The organism is Paenibacillus sp. HGF5, assembly GCF_000204455.1.
Taxonomy (GTDB): Bacteria; Bacillota; Bacilli; order Paenibacillales; family Paenibacillaceae; genus Paenibacillus_AQ; species Paenibacillus_AQ lautus_A.
This window is the reverse complement of record NZ_AEXS01000067.1, coordinates 42,123-58,730: the sequence shown is the minus strand read 5'-3', so window position 1 is coordinate 58,730 and position 16,608 is coordinate 42,123. Positions and strand designations below refer to the sequence as shown.

General features: G+C 47.0%; 17 protein-coding genes. 14 read left to right on the top strand and 3 right to left on the bottom strand.

What is annotated here, in order from left to right:
• Positions 1-43: 43 nt before the first annotated feature.
• The 3 genes from HMPREF9412_RS11345 to HMPREF9412_RS11335 form a co-directional block, all read right to left on the bottom strand.
• On the bottom strand, positions 44-1,060 hold the full coding sequence (locus tag HMPREF9412_RS11345; protein WP_009591652.1) for a glycosyltransferase: 1,017 nt from the start codon (positions 1,058-1,060) through the stop codon (positions 44-46).
• 116 nt (positions 1,061-1,176) lie between these two features.
• A complete protein-coding gene (locus tag HMPREF9412_RS11340; protein ID WP_009591692.1) occupies positions 1,177-2,091 on the bottom strand; it encodes a right-handed parallel beta-helix repeat-containing protein in 915 nt (304 codons plus the stop codon).
• A gap of 251 nt (positions 2,092-2,342) precedes the next feature.
• Positions 2,343-2,744: a CHRD domain-containing protein gene (locus HMPREF9412_RS11335; RefSeq protein WP_036671939.1), complete on the bottom strand. Its 402-nt coding sequence runs from the start codon at positions 2,742-2,744 to the stop codon at positions 2,343-2,345.
• A gap of 186 nt (positions 2,745-2,930) precedes the next feature.
• Here HMPREF9412_RS11335 and HMPREF9412_RS11330 point away from each other — a divergent pair, with 186 nt between their 5' ends.
• From HMPREF9412_RS11330 to rfbB, 14 genes are all read left to right on the top strand, one after another.
• Positions 2,931-3,737 carry a glycosyltransferase family 2 protein gene (locus HMPREF9412_RS11330; protein ID WP_009591742.1) on the top strand — a complete coding sequence of 269 codons (807 nt, stop codon included), beginning with the start codon at positions 2,931-2,933 and terminating at the stop codon, positions 3,735-3,737.
• 31 nt (positions 3,738-3,768) lie between these two features.
• Positions 3,769-4,872 carry a glycosyltransferase family A protein gene (locus tag HMPREF9412_RS11325; protein ID WP_254664031.1) on the top strand — a complete coding sequence of 368 codons (1,104 nt, stop codon included), beginning with the start codon at positions 3,769-3,771 and terminating at the stop codon, positions 4,870-4,872.
• A 12-nt stretch (positions 4,873-4,884) separates the two neighbouring features.
• Positions 4,885-5,613, top strand: coding sequence for a glycosyltransferase family 2 protein (locus HMPREF9412_RS11320; RefSeq protein ID WP_009591572.1), 729 nt, complete (start codon positions 4,885-4,887; stop codon positions 5,611-5,613).
• A gap of 28 nt (positions 5,614-5,641) precedes the next feature.
• Positions 5,642-6,349: a sugar phosphate nucleotidyltransferase gene (locus HMPREF9412_RS11315; RefSeq protein WP_009591750.1), complete on the top strand. Its 708-nt coding sequence runs from the start codon at positions 5,642-5,644 to the stop codon at positions 6,347-6,349.
• Positions 6,350-6,389: 40 nt separating this feature from the next.
• Positions 6,390-7,517 carry a CgeB family protein gene (locus HMPREF9412_RS11310; RefSeq protein WP_009591676.1) on the top strand — a complete coding sequence of 376 codons (1,128 nt, stop codon included), beginning with the start codon at positions 6,390-6,392 and terminating at the stop codon, positions 7,515-7,517.
• Between the two features lie 346 nt (positions 7,518-7,863).
• Positions 7,864-8,628 (top strand): GT-D fold domain-containing glycosyltransferase, encoded by a 765-nt coding sequence (locus tag HMPREF9412_RS11305; protein WP_254664030.1) that lies wholly within the window; start codon positions 7,864-7,866, stop codon positions 8,626-8,628.
• Positions 8,625-9,959 (top strand): glycosyltransferase family 2 protein, encoded by a 1,335-nt coding sequence (locus HMPREF9412_RS11300; RefSeq protein ID WP_009591582.1) that lies wholly within the window; start codon positions 8,625-8,627, stop codon positions 9,957-9,959. Before HMPREF9412_RS11305 ends, HMPREF9412_RS11300 begins: the two co-directional genes overlap by 4 nt.
• A 23-nt stretch (positions 9,960-9,982) precedes the next feature.
• A complete protein-coding gene (locus HMPREF9412_RS11295) occupies positions 9,983-10,246 on the top strand; it encodes a hypothetical protein (RefSeq protein ID WP_009591684.1) in 264 nt (87 codons plus the stop codon).
• A 1-nt stretch (position 10,247) separates the two neighbouring features.
• Positions 10,248-11,450 (top strand): glycosyltransferase, encoded by a 1,203-nt coding sequence (locus HMPREF9412_RS11290; protein ID WP_009591603.1) that lies wholly within the window; start codon positions 10,248-10,250, stop codon positions 11,448-11,450.
• A 22-nt stretch (positions 11,451-11,472) separates the two neighbouring features.
• On the top strand, positions 11,473-12,510 hold the full coding sequence (locus HMPREF9412_RS11285) for a glycosyltransferase family protein (RefSeq protein WP_009591606.1): 1,038 nt from the start codon (positions 11,473-11,475) through the stop codon (positions 12,508-12,510).
• Between the two features lie 9 nt (positions 12,511-12,519).
• Positions 12,520-13,671 carry a DegT/DnrJ/EryC1/StrS family aminotransferase gene (locus tag HMPREF9412_RS11280; RefSeq protein WP_009591596.1) on the top strand — a complete coding sequence of 384 codons (1,152 nt, stop codon included), beginning with the start codon at positions 12,520-12,522 and terminating at the stop codon, positions 13,669-13,671.
• Positions 13,668-14,843 carry an ATP-grasp domain-containing protein gene (locus HMPREF9412_RS11275; RefSeq protein WP_009591691.1) on the top strand — a complete coding sequence of 392 codons (1,176 nt, stop codon included), beginning with the start codon at positions 13,668-13,670 and terminating at the stop codon, positions 14,841-14,843. The genes HMPREF9412_RS11280 and HMPREF9412_RS11275 overlap by 4 nt, the downstream gene beginning before the upstream one ends.
• A 172-nt stretch (positions 14,844-15,015) precedes the next feature.
• Positions 15,016-15,573: a dTDP-4-dehydrorhamnose 3,5-epimerase gene (gene rfbC / locus HMPREF9412_RS11270; protein ID WP_009591604.1), complete on the top strand. Its 558-nt coding sequence runs from the start codon at positions 15,016-15,018 to the stop codon at positions 15,571-15,573.
• 6 nt (positions 15,574-15,579) lie between these two features.
• Positions 15,580-16,566: a dTDP-glucose 4,6-dehydratase gene (gene rfbB, locus HMPREF9412_RS11265; RefSeq protein WP_009591626.1), complete on the top strand. Its 987-nt coding sequence runs from the start codon at positions 15,580-15,582 to the stop codon at positions 16,564-16,566.
• Positions 16,567-16,608 lie beyond the last annotated feature (42 nt).

Below are 16,608 nucleotides of genomic sequence, written 5' to 3'. Positions count from 1 at the left end.
TCACTCTCCATTCCAGATAATAGGTCATCATCTATTACAGGTTCTATGGTACGTCGAGCAGGCCTTGAAAAAGAGACTTCCAATTTTTCGCACACTGTTTGATCGTAAAGTTCTTGGCCACGGCCTTTGCGGCCTTTTGTGAAATTTTTTTTCGAAGTTTGGGATTCTCGATCATTTCTCGAATCCCGACATACCAGCCCTGCTCTGTTTGAGGAACAAAATAACCCGTTTTTTTGTGGAATACGCAATCTCGGTATATGGGGGATAATGAATAAATGCCGGGAATGCGGCAGGCAGCATAGTCGCGGAACTTCACATTGCTTTTGCAGTGGTAGAACAGACCATCATCCATGGGTGCAAGACCGATATCCCAATTGGCCCGATACAGCTGCTGCATGAACTTGCTGTAATCTTCATTATGTTTCCGATGGGAGATATTAGGATGCCCCTTCAATTCTTCAGGACAGTACCCGTAGAACTCCAGTCTAACAAAATCTCCGTATTCCTTAAGTATGCGCTGCAATGCAGGAATAACCGGGCGGAAAGAACTTTCCTTTTTGGCACCTTCATATCCGATCACGAGTCGATCTTCCTTTTTCGGACTGTTGGACAATTGTGTATAGGAAACATCAATGCTTCCTGGAAAATAGACCACTTTAGGAGTGAAATGCATCTTAATCAGATCGCGAAAGACGGGTGATTCTACTTTGACTGTGTGTACGTTTTTTAGAAAGTAAGTATAGGTTTCTTTATAAGCGGGTTTTGAGTAAATTTGGCCAAGACGTGTGGTTTGAGGAATCGCGAGAAAATGGTCGTCAATGACGTATACGGTCTTCTTTCCTTCACGGTGTGCCCATTCTAAACATTGGAGCGCTGCAGGCTCAATGCTTCTCAAAAACAAAATAATATCATATGAAGAAATGATAGAACGGGTTACTTGTTTATGTGGAAGGATCTTGAACCTGCAGTATCCTTGTCCTTCCAAATAACGGAGAGGGGGGAGAAGAATGATTTGGTACGATGCGGTTTCCTCTGAGCCGACCACAAGAATTTTTCTCATCAAATGACCTCCAAACCATCATGTTTACGGGATGCCCTTGCGGGTAACTCAGTTGAAAAATAGTGCTTGCCCTCACGAGGAGAGCAAGCGTAAAAGCCATATTTGAAACAGTGAATTTAGAACAAGTTATTGTCCGTACCTGTTACGGAGATTTGAGTTGGCGTGTTGCCGGTGAACCGGTTTCCGAATGCGGTGTTTTCATCGCCGGAAATGAGGAGTCCGAAATTCTGGTTGAGCTCCATCTCGTTGAATTCCACACTGTTAAAGTCTGTGGCGATTGCGATACCGGTTTGAGTGTTACCATCGGAATCGTTGGCTCCAAGATATCCGTTATCGCCGGTTGTGATCGAAACGCCGATCCCTGTATTATTTTCCACGTTGTTGCGTATCAGTACGTTGTTTGCTGCTGCAACGGTGATTCCGCTTGTTCCGTTTTGCGTGACCGTGTTGCCGAATAACAGATTGTTCGCTGCGGTGCTCGAGATGCCGATTGTGCCGTTTTGAGAGACAGTATTACCAATAGCCGCATTATTGGCGCCGGCCAACAAAATACCCACACTTGTATTGCTGAAGAATACATTCTGTACGATCCAGCTGTCGGTGCTTGCTACGTTGATTCCTGCAGCGCCGCCCGCGTCTTGAACACTGTTTCTCCAGGCTACATGTCCGGTACCGGCAGCTAAATCAATGCCAATACCAAGCGTGTTGTTGATGGTATTGCCAATAATGCGGTGATTGGTACCAGCGGTAACATCAATCGCATCGGCCGTGTAGTTTTGAATGGAGAATCCGTTAATTTCAACCCCCGTAGCTGCCGTGACAATGAATGCACTTGCCGCAGCGTTGAGTCCTTGGCGTATCGCCGCACCTTCATTTTTAGCTATAACTTTTACGTTGGAAGTCGCTACAGTCACCGCCGGCTCTGGATACGTTCCATCATTAACCAATACGACATCACCAGCGACAGCTGAAGCTACCGCAGTTGCAATTGGCGTCCCTGTAGGTGAAGGGAAGACCGAAATAATGGCCATCACGTCTACCTCCTTATATAGAATTGATTAAGGTTTTGTATTCTTAATCTAGTAACAGTTAATGCAATGGGAGAGAGTAATGTAAAGGCAGATGGATGAGTTGAAACGCACATTTTTCGAGAGGTTGGAAGAACAGATAGATGAAAACCTATGTTCCCGCTGCCAAAGCCGACCAAGTGTAAAACCCTCCGCTCTATGCACAGTGGAGGGTTTTCTTCATAAAACGTATATACAAATAAGATGAAGTGATTTTATCGCCGGACCTGCCCGCGAATTTCACCATTCGGATTTTGGATCGTATGAACGTTGACATAGGCATTGCCACGCTCGAATTCACGAATCAGATCTCGAATCGTTCTGCCTTGCAGAGGACCGATCAAATCCTGATTCGTCAATACTCCCTGAACGACTCCCCGTCTTACGGTGATACCGAATTTTGATGGTCCGAACAGGAAGGCGACAATGGGACCGTTTTCTCCAACTCTTCCGAGATGAATATGAGCTTGGGTAACACGGCTAATATTATTGACCACAAGTCTGAACCGAAGTTGGGTACCTGTTCTGTTGACCCGAAAAACCGTATTTCCGAAGGCTATCGTTCTTACAGGTGGTACCTCGTTTCTTCCTAATAATGATGCCCTGAATGTTCTGATAGGTCTTCACTTCCTTCCTTTTTGATGCTCTAGTTTATTCAATTTCGATAGAGTTGGTATGTTTATTGGTCCATCCGCTCAACCCAATTTTATTTCGTGTAAGGTACGAACGCCGTTACAGTAAATAAACCTATACATAAAATGAGGAGGAAGTGTTCTTAATCCCAAACTTGGCAGGTGAGAAACATGTCGAAACGAAGTCCTGCGAGTCCAGTTAACAGAAACAAGAGGAGAAGATCCCTGTCCCCGATCATAAATGCCGAGTTTCCGAAGGTATCCGTCATCATTCCTGCCATGAACGAAGCGAAGAGCATTGCGGCAGTCATTCGGCAAGCCAGCCAAGTGCACGCCAACACAGAGGTTATCGTTGTTGCCAATGGTTCAACGGACGGTACGGCGGAAATTGCTCAGAGCATCGGAGCGAGAGTGATCCGCCTGCCCTTTCCGCTCGGTCATGACGTGGGACGAAGTATCGGCGCTGCAGCGGCTAGAGGAGACATCCTGCTGTTTACCGACGCAGACATCGTAATCAAAGCAAGTGATATGACCCCTTTGACAAAAGCCGTAGAAGAGGGGGTGGACGTGGCTTTGAACAAGTATTTGGGTCCGACCGATAAACATCACGTTCACAGCGTTATCCTCGCTAAGCATACGTTAAACATTTTGGTATCCAATCCCGATTTGAAAGGAGCTTCACTTACAACCATTCCACATGCAATGAGCCGAAAAGCGGTAAATCTGATTGGTATCGACAATTTGGCCGTTCCTCCGAAAGCTCAAGCAATGGCCATTTATAATGGCTTGAAGGTACGGGGGATTCATTACGTGGATGTAGGAAAAAGAAATCCCAGGAGGGGGAGAACCAGAGGAAATGATCCCCTTGAAACCCTGATTGTGGGGGACCATTTGGAGGCAATAGATTGGTTAATCTCTCAATCCGGCATGCGGGGAAATCGATCAGATCTCGCACGAAAAAGAGAAAGCGTGTGGTGATGAGATGGTGCGAAGAAAGCGGAGACGAGGTATGATACCCGCCTCAAATTCTTTTAGGAGAGCAATGAAACCCATAAATAAAAGAGCAAGAACCAAGAGAAAACGGAGCGGTCATAAATTGGGGGCTCTTATTTTCAAGAATCGTCAGATTTCAAACGAAGTGGTCGACAATTGGAAAGAGAGAGCTTATGCTGCCGGTTATCAGCAAGCGGCCCATGAAGCTTCAACAACGGCGGATACACCGCCCCATATCAAAGTGAACGAGAGCTGGATTCGCTGGTACCATTCAGTCAAACCACTGCCATGGACGGTTTACCACGCAGCGGCGTCTAAATTTGTGGAAGGACACAGTAAGCATTCCGGAATATATCTAGGAAATGCCGTTCTTCTGCCAACGGACAAAAGGGTAGCGGCGATCGTCTTGGTGATGAACGAGAAAGACACGATTATAAAATTGCTGGAGCAGCTTCATCGGCTGCCGCTTCATGAAATCATTTTTGTGGTGAACGGATCCACCGATGAAAGCTTTGAAATGATCCGAAACCAATCGAAAGCCATCATTGTACACTACCAACAAGCTTTGGGACACGATGTTGGCAGAGCGGTCGGGGCGAAGTTAGCCGATTCTGAAATTCTGCTGTTCCTTGATGGAGATGTTCCGGTATTAGCAGAGCATCTCGTACCTTTCATTGATGCCATTGAACAGGGTAGCGATATTGCCTTAAATGATATTTCTCCATGGATCGGGATGTTTTCCAACAGAGACTACGTAACCATAGTGAAGGAGTTTATTAACCGATCCATGGGCAGGGCGGACCTCGAAGCCAATTCGCTTACCGCGGTACCTCACGCGATGAGGAAGGAAGCTGCCCAAATCATCGGATACGCCAATTTATCTGTCCCACCGAAAGCGCAAGTCATCGCCCTTGAAAAGGGTTTGAAAATAAATGCACCGGCCAGTGTAGACGTCATTACAAAAAATCGGCTCCGAGCTCGAAATGTCGGACAACAAAATGCAGTTTCCGATTTGATCATCGGAGACCACATCGAAGCTCTCAAAACGGTATTCGACATAAAGGGGCCGCGGCTATCTTTTATGGATCAGATTAGACAAAGGCAGCTAACCAAGGTTTAGAAGGTGGTAGCTATGAAAAAAACAAGCATCATTATTCCGACTTTCAATGGCAGGGAGCTGCTAAAGGATTGCATTTATTCGATTAAACGCCATACGAATGAGCCTTACGAGATCATCGTTGTTGATAATGGTTCCTCCGACGGTACCGTTGACATCTGCCGTCAGGAGGGGATTACCTTCATTTCATTGGCAAACAACATTGGCTTTCCAGCTGCATGCAACAAGGGTTTGAAAATTGCAACCGGCGATACGCTGCTCCTGCTGAATAATGATGTCATCGTCACTCGCAACTGGTTGCAGAATATGTTGAATTGTTTGAACAGCGAAACCAATATCGGGATCGTCGGGCCGCTTACCAACTATGCAAGCGGGAAACAACAGATCGATATGCCTTATACCAGTTTAGAAGAGATGTCGAACCAGCTGAATGAGCCGGATGCCAGTAAGTGGCTTCAAGTGGATCGAATCGTAGGCTTATGTTTCCTGTTTAAACGGGAATTGATGGATCGCATCGGTCTGCTGGACGAACGTTATTCACCAGGTCATTTTGAAGACGATGACTATTGTTACCGGGCCAGGAATGCGGGATATACGTTCAGGATCGCGGGCGATGTTTTCGTTTTTCATCATGGGAGTGCCAGCTTTGCCAAGCAGGACATGAGTCAAGTGAAGCATCTTATCGATACAAACAAACAAAAATTCATGGATAAATGGGGCGTCGATCCAACGATCTATGTATAATCATCTATTTTGCGAAAGGAAGGATTATATGAAGGGCGTCATTCTGGCAGGAGGTACGGGTACCCGGCTTTATCCACTGACCAAAGTCATAAATAAACATCTGCTGCCTGTCGGGAAGGTTCCGATGATATGTCACGGAATTGAGAAATTCAAAAAAGCGGGCATCGAGGAAATTCTCATCGTGATCGGCAAGCAATCGGCTGGTCTGTATACAGACCTGATCGGCAGCGGAAAAGAATGGGGAGTAAGCGTCACATTTAAAATCCAGGAAGAAGCCGGGGGGATTGCCCAAGCATTATACCTTGCCGAACCGTTCATAACACCTGGCGAAAAGTTCGTGGTGCTTCTTGGCGATAATCTGTTTGAGGATCATCTAATCACTTTTGTGCAAGCTTTTGAAAAACAGGCCGCTGGAGCGCGCGTACTTCTGAAGAAAGTTCTTGATCCGAAGAGATACGGTGTTCCCATCTTGGAGAAAGACAACATCGTCATGATCGAAGAGAAGCCGGAGGAGCCTAAATCCGATTATTGCGTAACCGGTATTTATATGTATGATTCGACGGTGTTTGAAACGATCCGCACCATAAAACCATCGGCACGAGGCGAATTGGAAATTACCGACGTGAACAATGTGTACGCATCGAAGGGGCAGCTTACCTATGACATATTAGACGGATGGTGGACGGACGCCGGAACCTTCCAGTCCTTGTACCAAGCCAGCGGCCGATTGTGGTGAACCCTATTTCGGGAATGAATAAATCCGGAGGCCTGACCGCATGAGAACAATGAATAAGCATTTGCTGCTTCAGGGGGGAGAGCAATCCGCCCAGTCGGAAGGATACAGAGAAGGTTATTCAGTGGGACGGAGAGAGGGATACAGGCTCGGTTTTTCCGATGCGGTAATAAGGTCCTTACCCAAGGAAGAGGAGCAGGTCCGCGATCTCCGTATTCTTTATGTCACTGCAGGCATTGGCGTCCCGTATCCTGCGCTGGATCAGGCGGTGACTGACGCATTAAAGGGACTGGTTCGAAGTCTCTCGGTTGCGAGCCCTTCCGAAGATATCGTCCTTTTGGCTAAGAAATTCCAGCCGGACCTAGTACTTGCTTTAAACGGTGTCGTTTTGGAAGCCGATACGCTCAAAGCGCTCCGGGATAGCGGATTTAAAACGGCCATTTGGTTTACGGATGACCCGTACTATACGGACTGGACGGTTTCGATCGCTCCCCGTTACGATTATATCTTTACGCTTGAATCCAACTGCGTATCATTTTATCGCGATTTAGGTTGTCAGCATGTGTATCACTTGCCTTTTGCAGTCAATCCGAACGTATTTTATCCGAAGCATGTGCCGACCTCCAATCAGACCGATATTTGTTTTATCGGAACGGCCTATTGGAACAGAGTGGAGTTAATGGATCATCTGGCCCCGATATTGAAAAATAAAAAAGTCGTCATTTCCGGATGGTGGTGGGACCGGATGAAACATTACGCCCAGCTGTCCGACAAGATTAAGCTCGGCGATTGGATGACGCCGGAGGACACGGCAACGTACTACAATGGAGCCAAGATCGTAATCAACCATCACCGTTCATCCGATGACGATACAATCAACGCCAACAGCAGAAAGGTAAAGGCGCTTTCCGTCAATCCCCGCACGTTTGAAATATCCGGCTGCTGCACGCTTCAGTTATCGGATATCCGCCACGATATGGATCAGTTATATTCCCCTGGTACGGAAATAGACACCTACGGCTCTTATGATGAACTGATGGATAAAATCGACTATTACTTGCGTCATGAGGAAGAGCGACAGCGAATTGCTTTAAACGGCTTGATGAGAACAAGAAAGGATCATACCTACCATAAACGATTGAGTACGATGCTTCGTATCATTTTTCCTTGAGTCAAGCCAAATTGGATTGTTATACCCGTTTCCTAATGAGTTCCAAAGAATATATTGTGCGTAAGACGGGGTGATCATCATACGGCAGCACTTAGAGAAAAGAAGACACAGGCCGGTAAAGAGGCGACATAAGCGAAAAGTTATTCTCCAGAGAAACAAAGGCCAAACGCCAAGCGACTGCACCCAGAAATTGCTGGAGCAAGCGGCAGCTTCGTTTAATGAAGGCTTTGATACCGGCTACGACCAGGCGATGATGAGGTCGCAGCATTCGGAACCCGAAACGATGGCAAAACCAAGCTCGGGAGAGGAGTACGCGAAGGGATTATATGAAGGAGGAGAAGGGATCGTGGACTCGATACTCCCGGAGCTAGAGATTCTTCCTGAAATTACGGTTCGCCAGATTATCGAAGCTGGTATGGAGCAAATGAGTTCTCAATATTATCGTCTTCTAAGCGCGGCGGAGGTTGCAAGGAGGCTTAACGAAGCTTTGGATTCAAGCTCCCCGTTGTCCGTTATCCGCTTAGGGGATGGGGAACTGCTTACGCTTGCGCAGGAGTTGGTTTTGAACATGGATGAAGTGCGTAAAGAAGGACATTTTTTAAGTTATGCCGGTGTTCGTTTACCTGATCTAAAAGCAAGAGATATGTTGGCAGCCTCCGTGAGAAAGGCCGATATCGTTGGCATTCCCAAACTAAGATTGCCAAACTTTCAACCTCTGGGCTTTTCTGTTTTTAGAGCCCATGGCATTGATTATCGAAAGTTGCAACTAACGTTATCGACGGTCAACTATGCATTGCATTTGGAAGGTTTACTGGGAGGGATCCTTGCAGGACGTCGAGTTCTCGTGGTGGGCAATTCCGCTCCCGGTCTTTCACGTGTGCTGTCAGGCCGCGGAATCGAGGTGGCGGGCACGGTCGCTCCCGTGGAAGGCATCCACGATATTCCCAGAATCATGGAGGAAATTCGAGGGCATCCATTCGACATCGCGCTGGTGGGCGCCGGCATTCCGGCTGTTATCATTACAGAGCGAATTGCCTCCGAGCTCGGAAAGGTCGCTGTCGATTTCGGGCATCTGGCTGATTCCTTGGCAAGCGGGGAAGCAACCTTATGAACCGCATCAGCCACCATAAAACGGACGGTTACAACGACGGGTTTAACAAAGGCTTCCAATCAGGCTACAAGGATGGATACAGCCGGGGGCGGCATATGGGAATATCCCAATTCAGGAATGTTTTTGAGGGTACAAGTATCATCATACCGACCTATAATCAGCTTCCTTATTTAAAAGAATGCATTGAAAGTATCGCTCGATATACCGACATGCCGTATGAACTCATTATTATTGATAATGCATCCGATGACGGAACTGCGGAATTCCTCAAATCTTCCCAAGGGCTCCGCTTTCGAATCAATGAAGAAAATTTAGGCTTTGCAGGGGCTGTAAACCAGGGACTGATGATGGCAAAAGGAACAACGTTGATGATCTTAAATAATGATTCCGTTGTAACGACCAACTGGCTCTCGAATTTGCTCGTCTGTCTGCACAGCGACCCGCAGTTCGGGATTGTCGGTCCGGTGACAAATTATATCAGCGGAGATCAGCTTATTCATGTCAGCTACCACGATATCGCCGAGATGCAGCAATTCTCCAAATCATACAATCACTCTAATGCGCACAGCTGGACCGTTACAGAACGCTTGACAGGTTTTTGCATGTTGATTCGGCGTGATGATTTTTACCGATTGGGTTTTTTTGACGAGGGCTTTGAGATCGGCAACTGTGAAGATGACGATTATGGGCTGCGTGCCCGTCTTCTTGGAATGCAGCTCATTATCGCCAAGGATACGTTTATTCACCATTATGGCAGCGTCAGCATGAAGACGTTAAATTCCAGATTCGAACAAGTGTATGCGAATAATCTTACTTTCTACTCCAGCAAGTGGGAAGATCCTCATGAGATGTTGTCCCTGGAGTGGCAGCGGAGCTTAAACCGGGACATGAAGCTGCGGACCGTTGATATGTATCCGACGTGTGTCTTCGTTACAGGGGCAGACTCGGTAATCTATTGGATTGAGAACGGAATCAGGCATCCGATTCATGGAGCCGTCGGAATTCAGGCAGTACGGGTTTCACAGGTTGATCTCCGCTGCTGGCCGCTCGGGCATCCGATAGCTGCGGAGGAAGCCGTTGGGCGTATGAGGACTGTGTATTTTCCATCCACGGAATCTTGGGAGCAAGAAGGCAAACTGATCAAGCATAAGAACGGCAGCGTTTATCAGTACAAGGGGAATCGGCTGCAGCGATTCATGAATCGGCTCGTCTTAGCGGCTTGGCGCCTTGATTTTTACGAGCCGCTGCTAGTGAACGAGCACGAAATCCAGCAATATGGGGAGGAAATTCCAATCATTTCTCCTCCGGTGATTAAGGCGGATAACATTTAATTAAAGAGAAGAGGGTGAGACGGATGAGAGCAAGGAAAAAACATGGCGGTGCTGCGTTGAAGAGAAAAGGAATCCGTGGAAGAGGCTTAAGAGGGAAGGGGGCGAATCGAGTTTTTGGGGGAAAGAGAAGAAAAGGTCCAGGAAGAATAGCTCCGCGACAAACAGCTGCCGAATACAATCAATCCTATGATGCGGGGTTTGATAAAGCGTATAACGAAGGGTTTAACGTTGGTTATGCGGAGGGTATGGAGGCCGGTCATCAAGAAGCTTATAAAGGAGAAGGATAAGATGGCTTTAAGAAAAAAAATAAGGCCTCGAAAGCGAGCTGGAAAACGAAAACACCATCCTGTTCGTCTTAGCGCATATCAAAAGGGCAGTTTAGACGGTTTTCAGCGGGGAAAAGAGGAAGGGCTCGCTCAAGGGCGCGCCGATGCCCAGAAAAGGTCTCAAACTGCTGTTGCCGTTATCGAGACGGCTCTGCCCGTGATGGACGTTCTGGTTATCGCGGCAGGCATGATACCGTCGCTTGAAATCGGCGTAATCCAGCCCCTCCAAACACTGAATAAACAAGAGAACCTGCAGTTCGACGTGAAACTGGAAACCGACGTGACCCACGAAATGATTGCTGCCGCGAACACGATTGTATTCGTTCGCAATGTGGAACCGGCAGCCTATGCATTACTAGAGCTGGCCCATCAGCTGAATAAAAGGACGGTCTATGTTATTGACGATAATTTCCTGGAGATTCAGCCAACAACTCCGGTGGGCGAATATTATAACGATCCGATCCGTCGAGAGACGTTTATTAAGTTTTTGAAAAACACGCAAATCATTAAAGTCGATGCACCTGATCTCGGCACCTATATTCATGAGCGGTACAATAGACACGTGATTTACTTCCCTGCCAGCATCGATTTCGAGTGGCTGGATCAGAACGAGAAGTCGGTTAAGGATCAGGGGCAAGTGGTCATTGGTTATGCAGGAGGGGACAAAGAGGAAGACTTCGTGCCCGTCATTTCAGCGTTGAACAAAATTTTGGATTACTATGGGGGATTCGTGAGATTAGAATTTTACGGCTATCTTCCGCCTTCGCTGGCTGATCATCCAAGCGTCAAATATGAAGGCGGAGGAATGGAATATAAGGAATTTTTGAAAAAGCTAAATCAAAGCAACTGGAACATCGGGATTGCGCCGCTTGCCAACAATTCATTTAACAAGGGAAAAACGAATACCAAATTCCGCGAATACGGTGCCTGCGGCATTCCGGGCATATACTCGAAATCCCCTGTTTATACGCATTGGGTCGAGCAGGGCGAAACCGGCTACTTGGTTGAGCATACCGAGGAGCATTGGTATGAGGGAATCAAGGCCATGATTGAAGATCCGACGATGCGGCAAAGAATCAAGGAGAATGCGCATAGGGCAGCCCGGCAGCATTTTTCGCTTCAGACATGCATCGATAATTGGAAGAAATTTATATTCAAAACGTAAAATCGGGGGAGAGAGCGGGAACATGGGGAAAAGAGGGAAAAGAGGGGATATAAACGTACTCATCGTCGGATCCGAAAAAATCGCTTCCTATAAAATCGGCATTGAGCAGCCGCTTCGCCATTTGGAGAAGATGGGAGTCTGCGACTTTGACGTCAGATCCGATGATGAGATGGACAGATCAAGGCTGGCTGAAGCGGATATCGTCCTCTTCTTCCGAACGGTTCAGCCCGAAGCTTATAAGTATCTGGAGATGGCCCGGGAGATGGGAAAAAGAACGGTGTACGTGATCGACGACCATTTTATCGCGATGTCTCCGGGTTCTGATATGGGACGATATTATCATGATTCTTCACGAAGAAAGACGTATGTTAAATTTCTGAAGAACGCCCAGAGCGTAAAGGTTGCTTCCAGTTTTTTTGCCAAGCATCTTGAAACGCATTTTAGTCCCCAAAAAATAGTATATTTTCCGGGAAGCGTTGATTTCTCCGTTATTTCCGGTTTGAAAAAGAACCGTAAAGAAGAAGGGAAAGTCGTAATCGGGTATGAAGGCGGAAAAAAACAGGTAGCTTTTGAACCTGTTATCGGGGCATTGCACAAAATCATTGGGAAGTACGGGGATAAACTCAGAATCGAGTTCTGCGGGTATGTTCCCGATGAACTGAGGGAGAAGCCGCAGGTGTTTACGGAATCCTACGATGAGAACTATAAAAACTTTCTGAAGCGCCTTTACCGGTCCAACTGGGATATCGGGTTAGCGCCGTTGGAGCGAACGCTGCTGCATGATTGCAAAAGCAACAATAAATTTCGCGAATATTCCGCTTGCAGGATTCCGGGTATATATTCTTCTTCTCCGGCTTACGAGGAATGGGTTGCCGGGAAGGAAAACGGCCTGATTGTTTCCGGTGAGAGCGATGATTGGTACGAAGCCATGGTCCAACTGATCGAACAGCCGGAACTACGGCAGAGCATCGCGGAGCATGCCGAACAAGTAGCATGGGCGAATTTTTCAGTGGAAGCTTGCGCCGAACGTTGGCGTTCACAAATACTACTGTCAGAATGACGAGGGATTATGAAAGGAGAGGTTCACTTGGACCATAAGCTGATACCCGTTCTTCAACCGAGTATAGGTCAAGAGGAGATCGACGCTGTGGCAGATGTTTTACGGTCAGGATGGCTTGGACTTGGCCCCAAAACGGAACAGTTCGAGCAGGAATTTGCCAAGTATGTCGGCAGCCGTTTCGCGGTTGCGCTCAATTCTGGTACGGCCGCGCTCCATCTGGCCATGGACATTTTGGGTATCGGACCGGGTGACGAGGTCATCGTGCCTTCCATCACGTTCATATCCACTGTCCATGCGGTTAGCTATGTGGGAGCAACGCCGGTTTTTGCGGATATTGAACCCGATACGATGAACATATCACCGGAAGATATCAAGCGGAAGATAACAGATAAAACCAAGGCAATTATCGTCGTTCACATGGGCGGGCATCCCTGCGATATGGATACCATCCACGAGTTGGCTCATGCGAATGGAATTAAGGTAGTAGAAGATGCTGCGCATGCATGCGGCGCGGAATATAAAGGCAAAAAGATCGGTTCCATCAGCGATATTACCTGCTTCAGCTTTCATGCCGTCAAAAATTTGACGAGTGGAGAAGGCGGCGCAATTACCTGCAATACCGAGTGGATGAACCGTAAGCTGCGTGAGAAGAGGTGGGTAGGCATTTCCCGCGATACGTGGATACGGTCATCACATGAGAAGGTGTATGCATGGCAGTATTTCGTTGATGACGTAGGATACAAATATCATATGAACGACATGCAGGCCGCCATCGGGCTCGTTCAGTTAAATAAGCTGAGCCAATTGAACGGAAGACGACAAGAAATAGCGGCTCGTTACCAATCCGAACTGAAGGACTTGGAATGGCTGGAACTTCCTCATGAACAATCGTATGCTCAAAGCTCCTGGCATTTGTTCCAGGTTAAATTCAGCAAGGAAAGCCAGAGGGACCGTATGATTGGCCACTTGCAGGAACACAATATCGCGACGGGCGTCCATTATTATCCGTGCCATCTGCATCCAAGCTACCTGCATCTAAAAGCGATCGTGCCGCTCTCCTCAGAGATCTGGAAAAGAATTCTGACCCTTCCTATTCATCCGAACATTACGGAGGAGGACTTGGATCGGATCATAACCCGTATAAGGGAGTTTAAGCCATGAGAAAACTGTTGGTTCTAGGTGCGGGAATCTCCCAGCTCCCATTAATTGAAACTGCGAAAAGAATGGGATTATACGTTATCGTTGTGAGCCGCCAAGGAAACTATCCCGGGTTTGCCAAGGCAGACAAGGTTTACTACGAGGATACGACCCATATGGATAAGATTGTCGAAATCGCCCGGCATGAAGGAATTCATGGAATCTGTACAACGGGTACGGACGTGGCCGTCAAGTCGATCGGCAGAGTCGTGGATGAATTGGGAGTAAGCGGATTGAGTTATGAATCCGCTCTACTCTCCTCAAATAAATGGAAGATGAAACAGGCTTTTATGAAACATGGCGTACGAACGGCACGATTTCTGAAAGTCCAAACCTTGCAGGAAGCTTACAGCGCTTTCGAAGTATTATCGCCGCCGGTTATCTTTAAGGCAGTGGACGGGGGAGCAAGCAAGGGCATTGTGAAGGTTGCCGATATGGCCCATGTGGAATACGCATTTGAAACCGTGCGCAAGGATACGAAACTGGATTTTTTCATTGTTGAAGAGTTTATTGAAGGAACCGAGTTTGGCGCACAGGCATTCGTCTACGATAACCAAATTCAATTCATCATGCCGCACGGGGATTTCGTCTTTTATGGGGATACCGGTGTTCCCATCGGTCATTATGTCCCATATGAATTGCCCGAAGAAGTGCAGCAAGATTTGTTTTCCCAGTTGAAACAAAGTATCGAAGCGCTGGAATTAAATCATTGCGCAATCAATGCGGATTTTATTTTGAAAGACGGGCATGTGTATGTTCTTGAAATCGGAGGCAGAGCAGGAGCTACATGCTTACCCGAACTGGTGTCCACTTTCTATGGATTCGATTACTATGAGCAGATCATCAAGGCTGCGCTTCGCATGAATCCGTCATTTCCCTCTCATACTTCACAGCCTTGTGCGTGTGAATTACTGATCTCCGATAAAGATGGGGATATTACTGGACTTGAGAACGGAAATGATCAGCATGAGAATATTATTCAAATATCATTTGATTATCATATAGGCGAGAAGGTAAATAAATTCAGGGTTGGCACTGACCGAATCGGCCAGATCATCGTGAAAGGGGACCGTTTGGAAGAAGTGCTGAGCCTGCTGGAAGAAGTTAAAGAGAAGATAAGAATCGATTTAGGTTAGATCTTATATATATCATTGCGAAATCTCGATCTGCAGCACCGATCGGGATTTTTGCATGGGGGAGCGTATTTTGCCTATATCCTAATTTGGGATTAGACATATAAATAATTGGGAGAGCGGCAACCGAGGTTTTCGGTAAAGCTCTCTCTAATCCATGTACCGGAGGCAGCAGATGAAAATCACGGATACAAAGCTCCAAGGCGTGAAACGGATTGAACCGGCCGTTCACCAAGACCATCGGGGTTTTTTTATGGAAAGTTTCAATGATCGAGTTCTTAAAGGATGCGGCATTAACGACCATTTTATTCAGGACAATCACTCGATGTCACGTGAGGCAGGTGTTATTAGAGGGCTGCATTACCAGCTGTCTCCCGAGGGACAGACGAAATTGATCCGCGTTGTAAGCGGGGCGATCTATGATGTGGTTGTTGATATTCGGTCGGGCTCTCCTACCTATGGACAATGGCAAGGTTTTATCTTATCCGCAGCCAATTTCATTCAACTTCTCGTTCCCAAAGGGTTTGCCCATGGTTTCTGTACTCTTGTTCACGATACGGAGGTCATATACAAGGTCGATGCCTACTATTCGCCAGAGCATGATCGTGGTATAGCCTGGAACGACCCGGATCTCAATATCGATTGGCCTGTGAACAAACCTGTTCTCTCGGACAAAGATTCAAAGCATCCTCGATTGGCTTTGGCAGAAAATAACTATATATACGAGGGGTGAGGTCGCATGAAGATCGTGGTCACAGGCGGTGCGGGATTTATAGGCAGTAACTTTATACGATATATGCTGTCTCAACATCCGAATGACGAATTTATTATTGTGGATAAACTAACGTATGCCGGCAATTCAGGAAATCTGAGCGAAGTGCGGACGAATTCTAAATATCGTTTTGTGAAAGCGGATATCAGAGACCGGGCAGCTTTAGAACCCCTCTTTAAGGAGGGGGTTGATGCGGTCGTTAATTTTGCAGCTGAATCCCATGTCGACCGCAGCATTTTGCAGCCTGAATTGTTTGTCTTGACGAATGTGGCAGGAACTCAGACGCTCCTCGATCTGTCGAGGCAATATGGAGTCGGCAAGTTTGTCCAGGTCTCTACAGACGAGGTCTATGGAACGCTGGGAGCCACCGGCCTATTTACCGAAGAATCACCGCTTCAACCCAACAGTCCGTATTCTGCAAGCAAAGCAGGCGCCGATTTAATGGTTCGAGCTTATTATGAGACGTTTGGATTACCGATCAATATCACGCGCTGTTCAAATAATTACGGCCCATATCAGTATCCTGAAAAGCTAATACCGCTTATCATTTACAATGCTTTGCATAACAAGCCCCTTCCGGTATACGGCGACGGTTTGAACGTTCGCGATTGGCTGTACGTGGAAGATCATTGTCGAGCTGTCGATCTGGTTTTGCGCCAGGGCGTCGACGGCGAAATATATAATATCGGAGGACATAATGAACGTAATAATTTGCAGGTTATTCGAACGATCCTGTCTGAACTGAACAAACCCGAAACCTTGATTCAGCATATCAAAGATCGTCCCGGACATGATCGCCGCTATGCGATAAATGCAGACAAGATAAGGAAGGAACTCGGTTGGGCACCGCAATATCATTACGAAAGCGGCATTCGTGAGACGATTCGATGGTATCAGAAGAACCTAGCTTGGGTGGAACAAGTGCTTGAAAAGTCAGCAGACAGCGGTCATTAAGAAGGACTTCTTTAATTGAATGGATTAGTTAATGAAATGATC

Bases quoted from the DNA above. Each gene is read 5' to 3' on its own strand.
- HMPREF9412_RS11290 (WP_009591603.1), top strand. From the start codon at position 10,248: ATGGCTTTAAGAAAAAAAATAAGGCCTCGAAAGCGAGCTGGAAAACGA.
- HMPREF9412_RS11315 (WP_009591750.1), top strand. From the start codon at position 5,642: ATGAAGGGCGTCATTCTGGCAGGAGGTACGGGTACCCGGCTTTATCCA.
- HMPREF9412_RS11300 (WP_009591582.1), top strand. From the start codon at position 8,625: ATGAACCGCATCAGCCACCATAAAACGGACGGTTACAACGACGGGTTT.
- rfbB (WP_009591626.1), top strand. From the start codon at position 15,580: ATGAAGATCGTGGTCACAGGCGGTGCGGGATTTATAGGCAGTAACTTT.
- HMPREF9412_RS11280 (WP_009591596.1), top strand. From the start codon at position 12,520: ATGAAAGGAGAGGTTCACTTGGACCATAAGCTGATACCCGTTCTTCAA.
- rfbC (WP_009591604.1), top strand. From the start codon at position 15,016: ATGAAAATCACGGATACAAAGCTCCAAGGCGTGAAACGGATTGAACCG.
- HMPREF9412_RS11310 (WP_009591676.1), top strand. From the start codon at position 6,390: ATGAGAACAATGAATAAGCATTTGCTGCTTCAGGGGGGAGAGCAATCC.
- HMPREF9412_RS11330 (WP_009591742.1), top strand. From the start codon at position 2,931: ATGTCGAAACGAAGTCCTGCGAGTCCAGTTAACAGAAACAAGAGGAGA.
- HMPREF9412_RS11320 (WP_009591572.1), top strand. From the start codon at position 4,885: ATGAAAAAAACAAGCATCATTATTCCGACTTTCAATGGCAGGGAGCTG.
- HMPREF9412_RS11340 (WP_009591692.1), bottom strand. From the start codon at position 2,091: ATGGCCATTATTTCGGTCTTCCCTTCACCTACAGGGACGCCAATTGCA.
- HMPREF9412_RS11345 (WP_009591652.1), bottom strand. From the start codon at position 1,060: ATGAGAAAAATTCTTGTGGTCGGCTCAGAGGAAACCGCATCGTACCAA.
- HMPREF9412_RS11275 (WP_009591691.1), top strand. From the start codon at position 13,668: ATGAGAAAACTGTTGGTTCTAGGTGCGGGAATCTCCCAGCTCCCATTA.
- HMPREF9412_RS11295 (WP_009591684.1), top strand. From the start codon at position 9,983: ATGAGAGCAAGGAAAAAACATGGCGGTGCTGCGTTGAAGAGAAAAGGA.
- HMPREF9412_RS11285 (WP_009591606.1), top strand. From the start codon at position 11,473: ATGGGGAAAAGAGGGAAAAGAGGGGATATAAACGTACTCATCGTCGGA.
- HMPREF9412_RS11325 (WP_254664031.1), top strand. From the start codon at position 3,769: ATGATACCCGCCTCAAATTCTTTTAGGAGAGCAATGAAACCCATAAAT.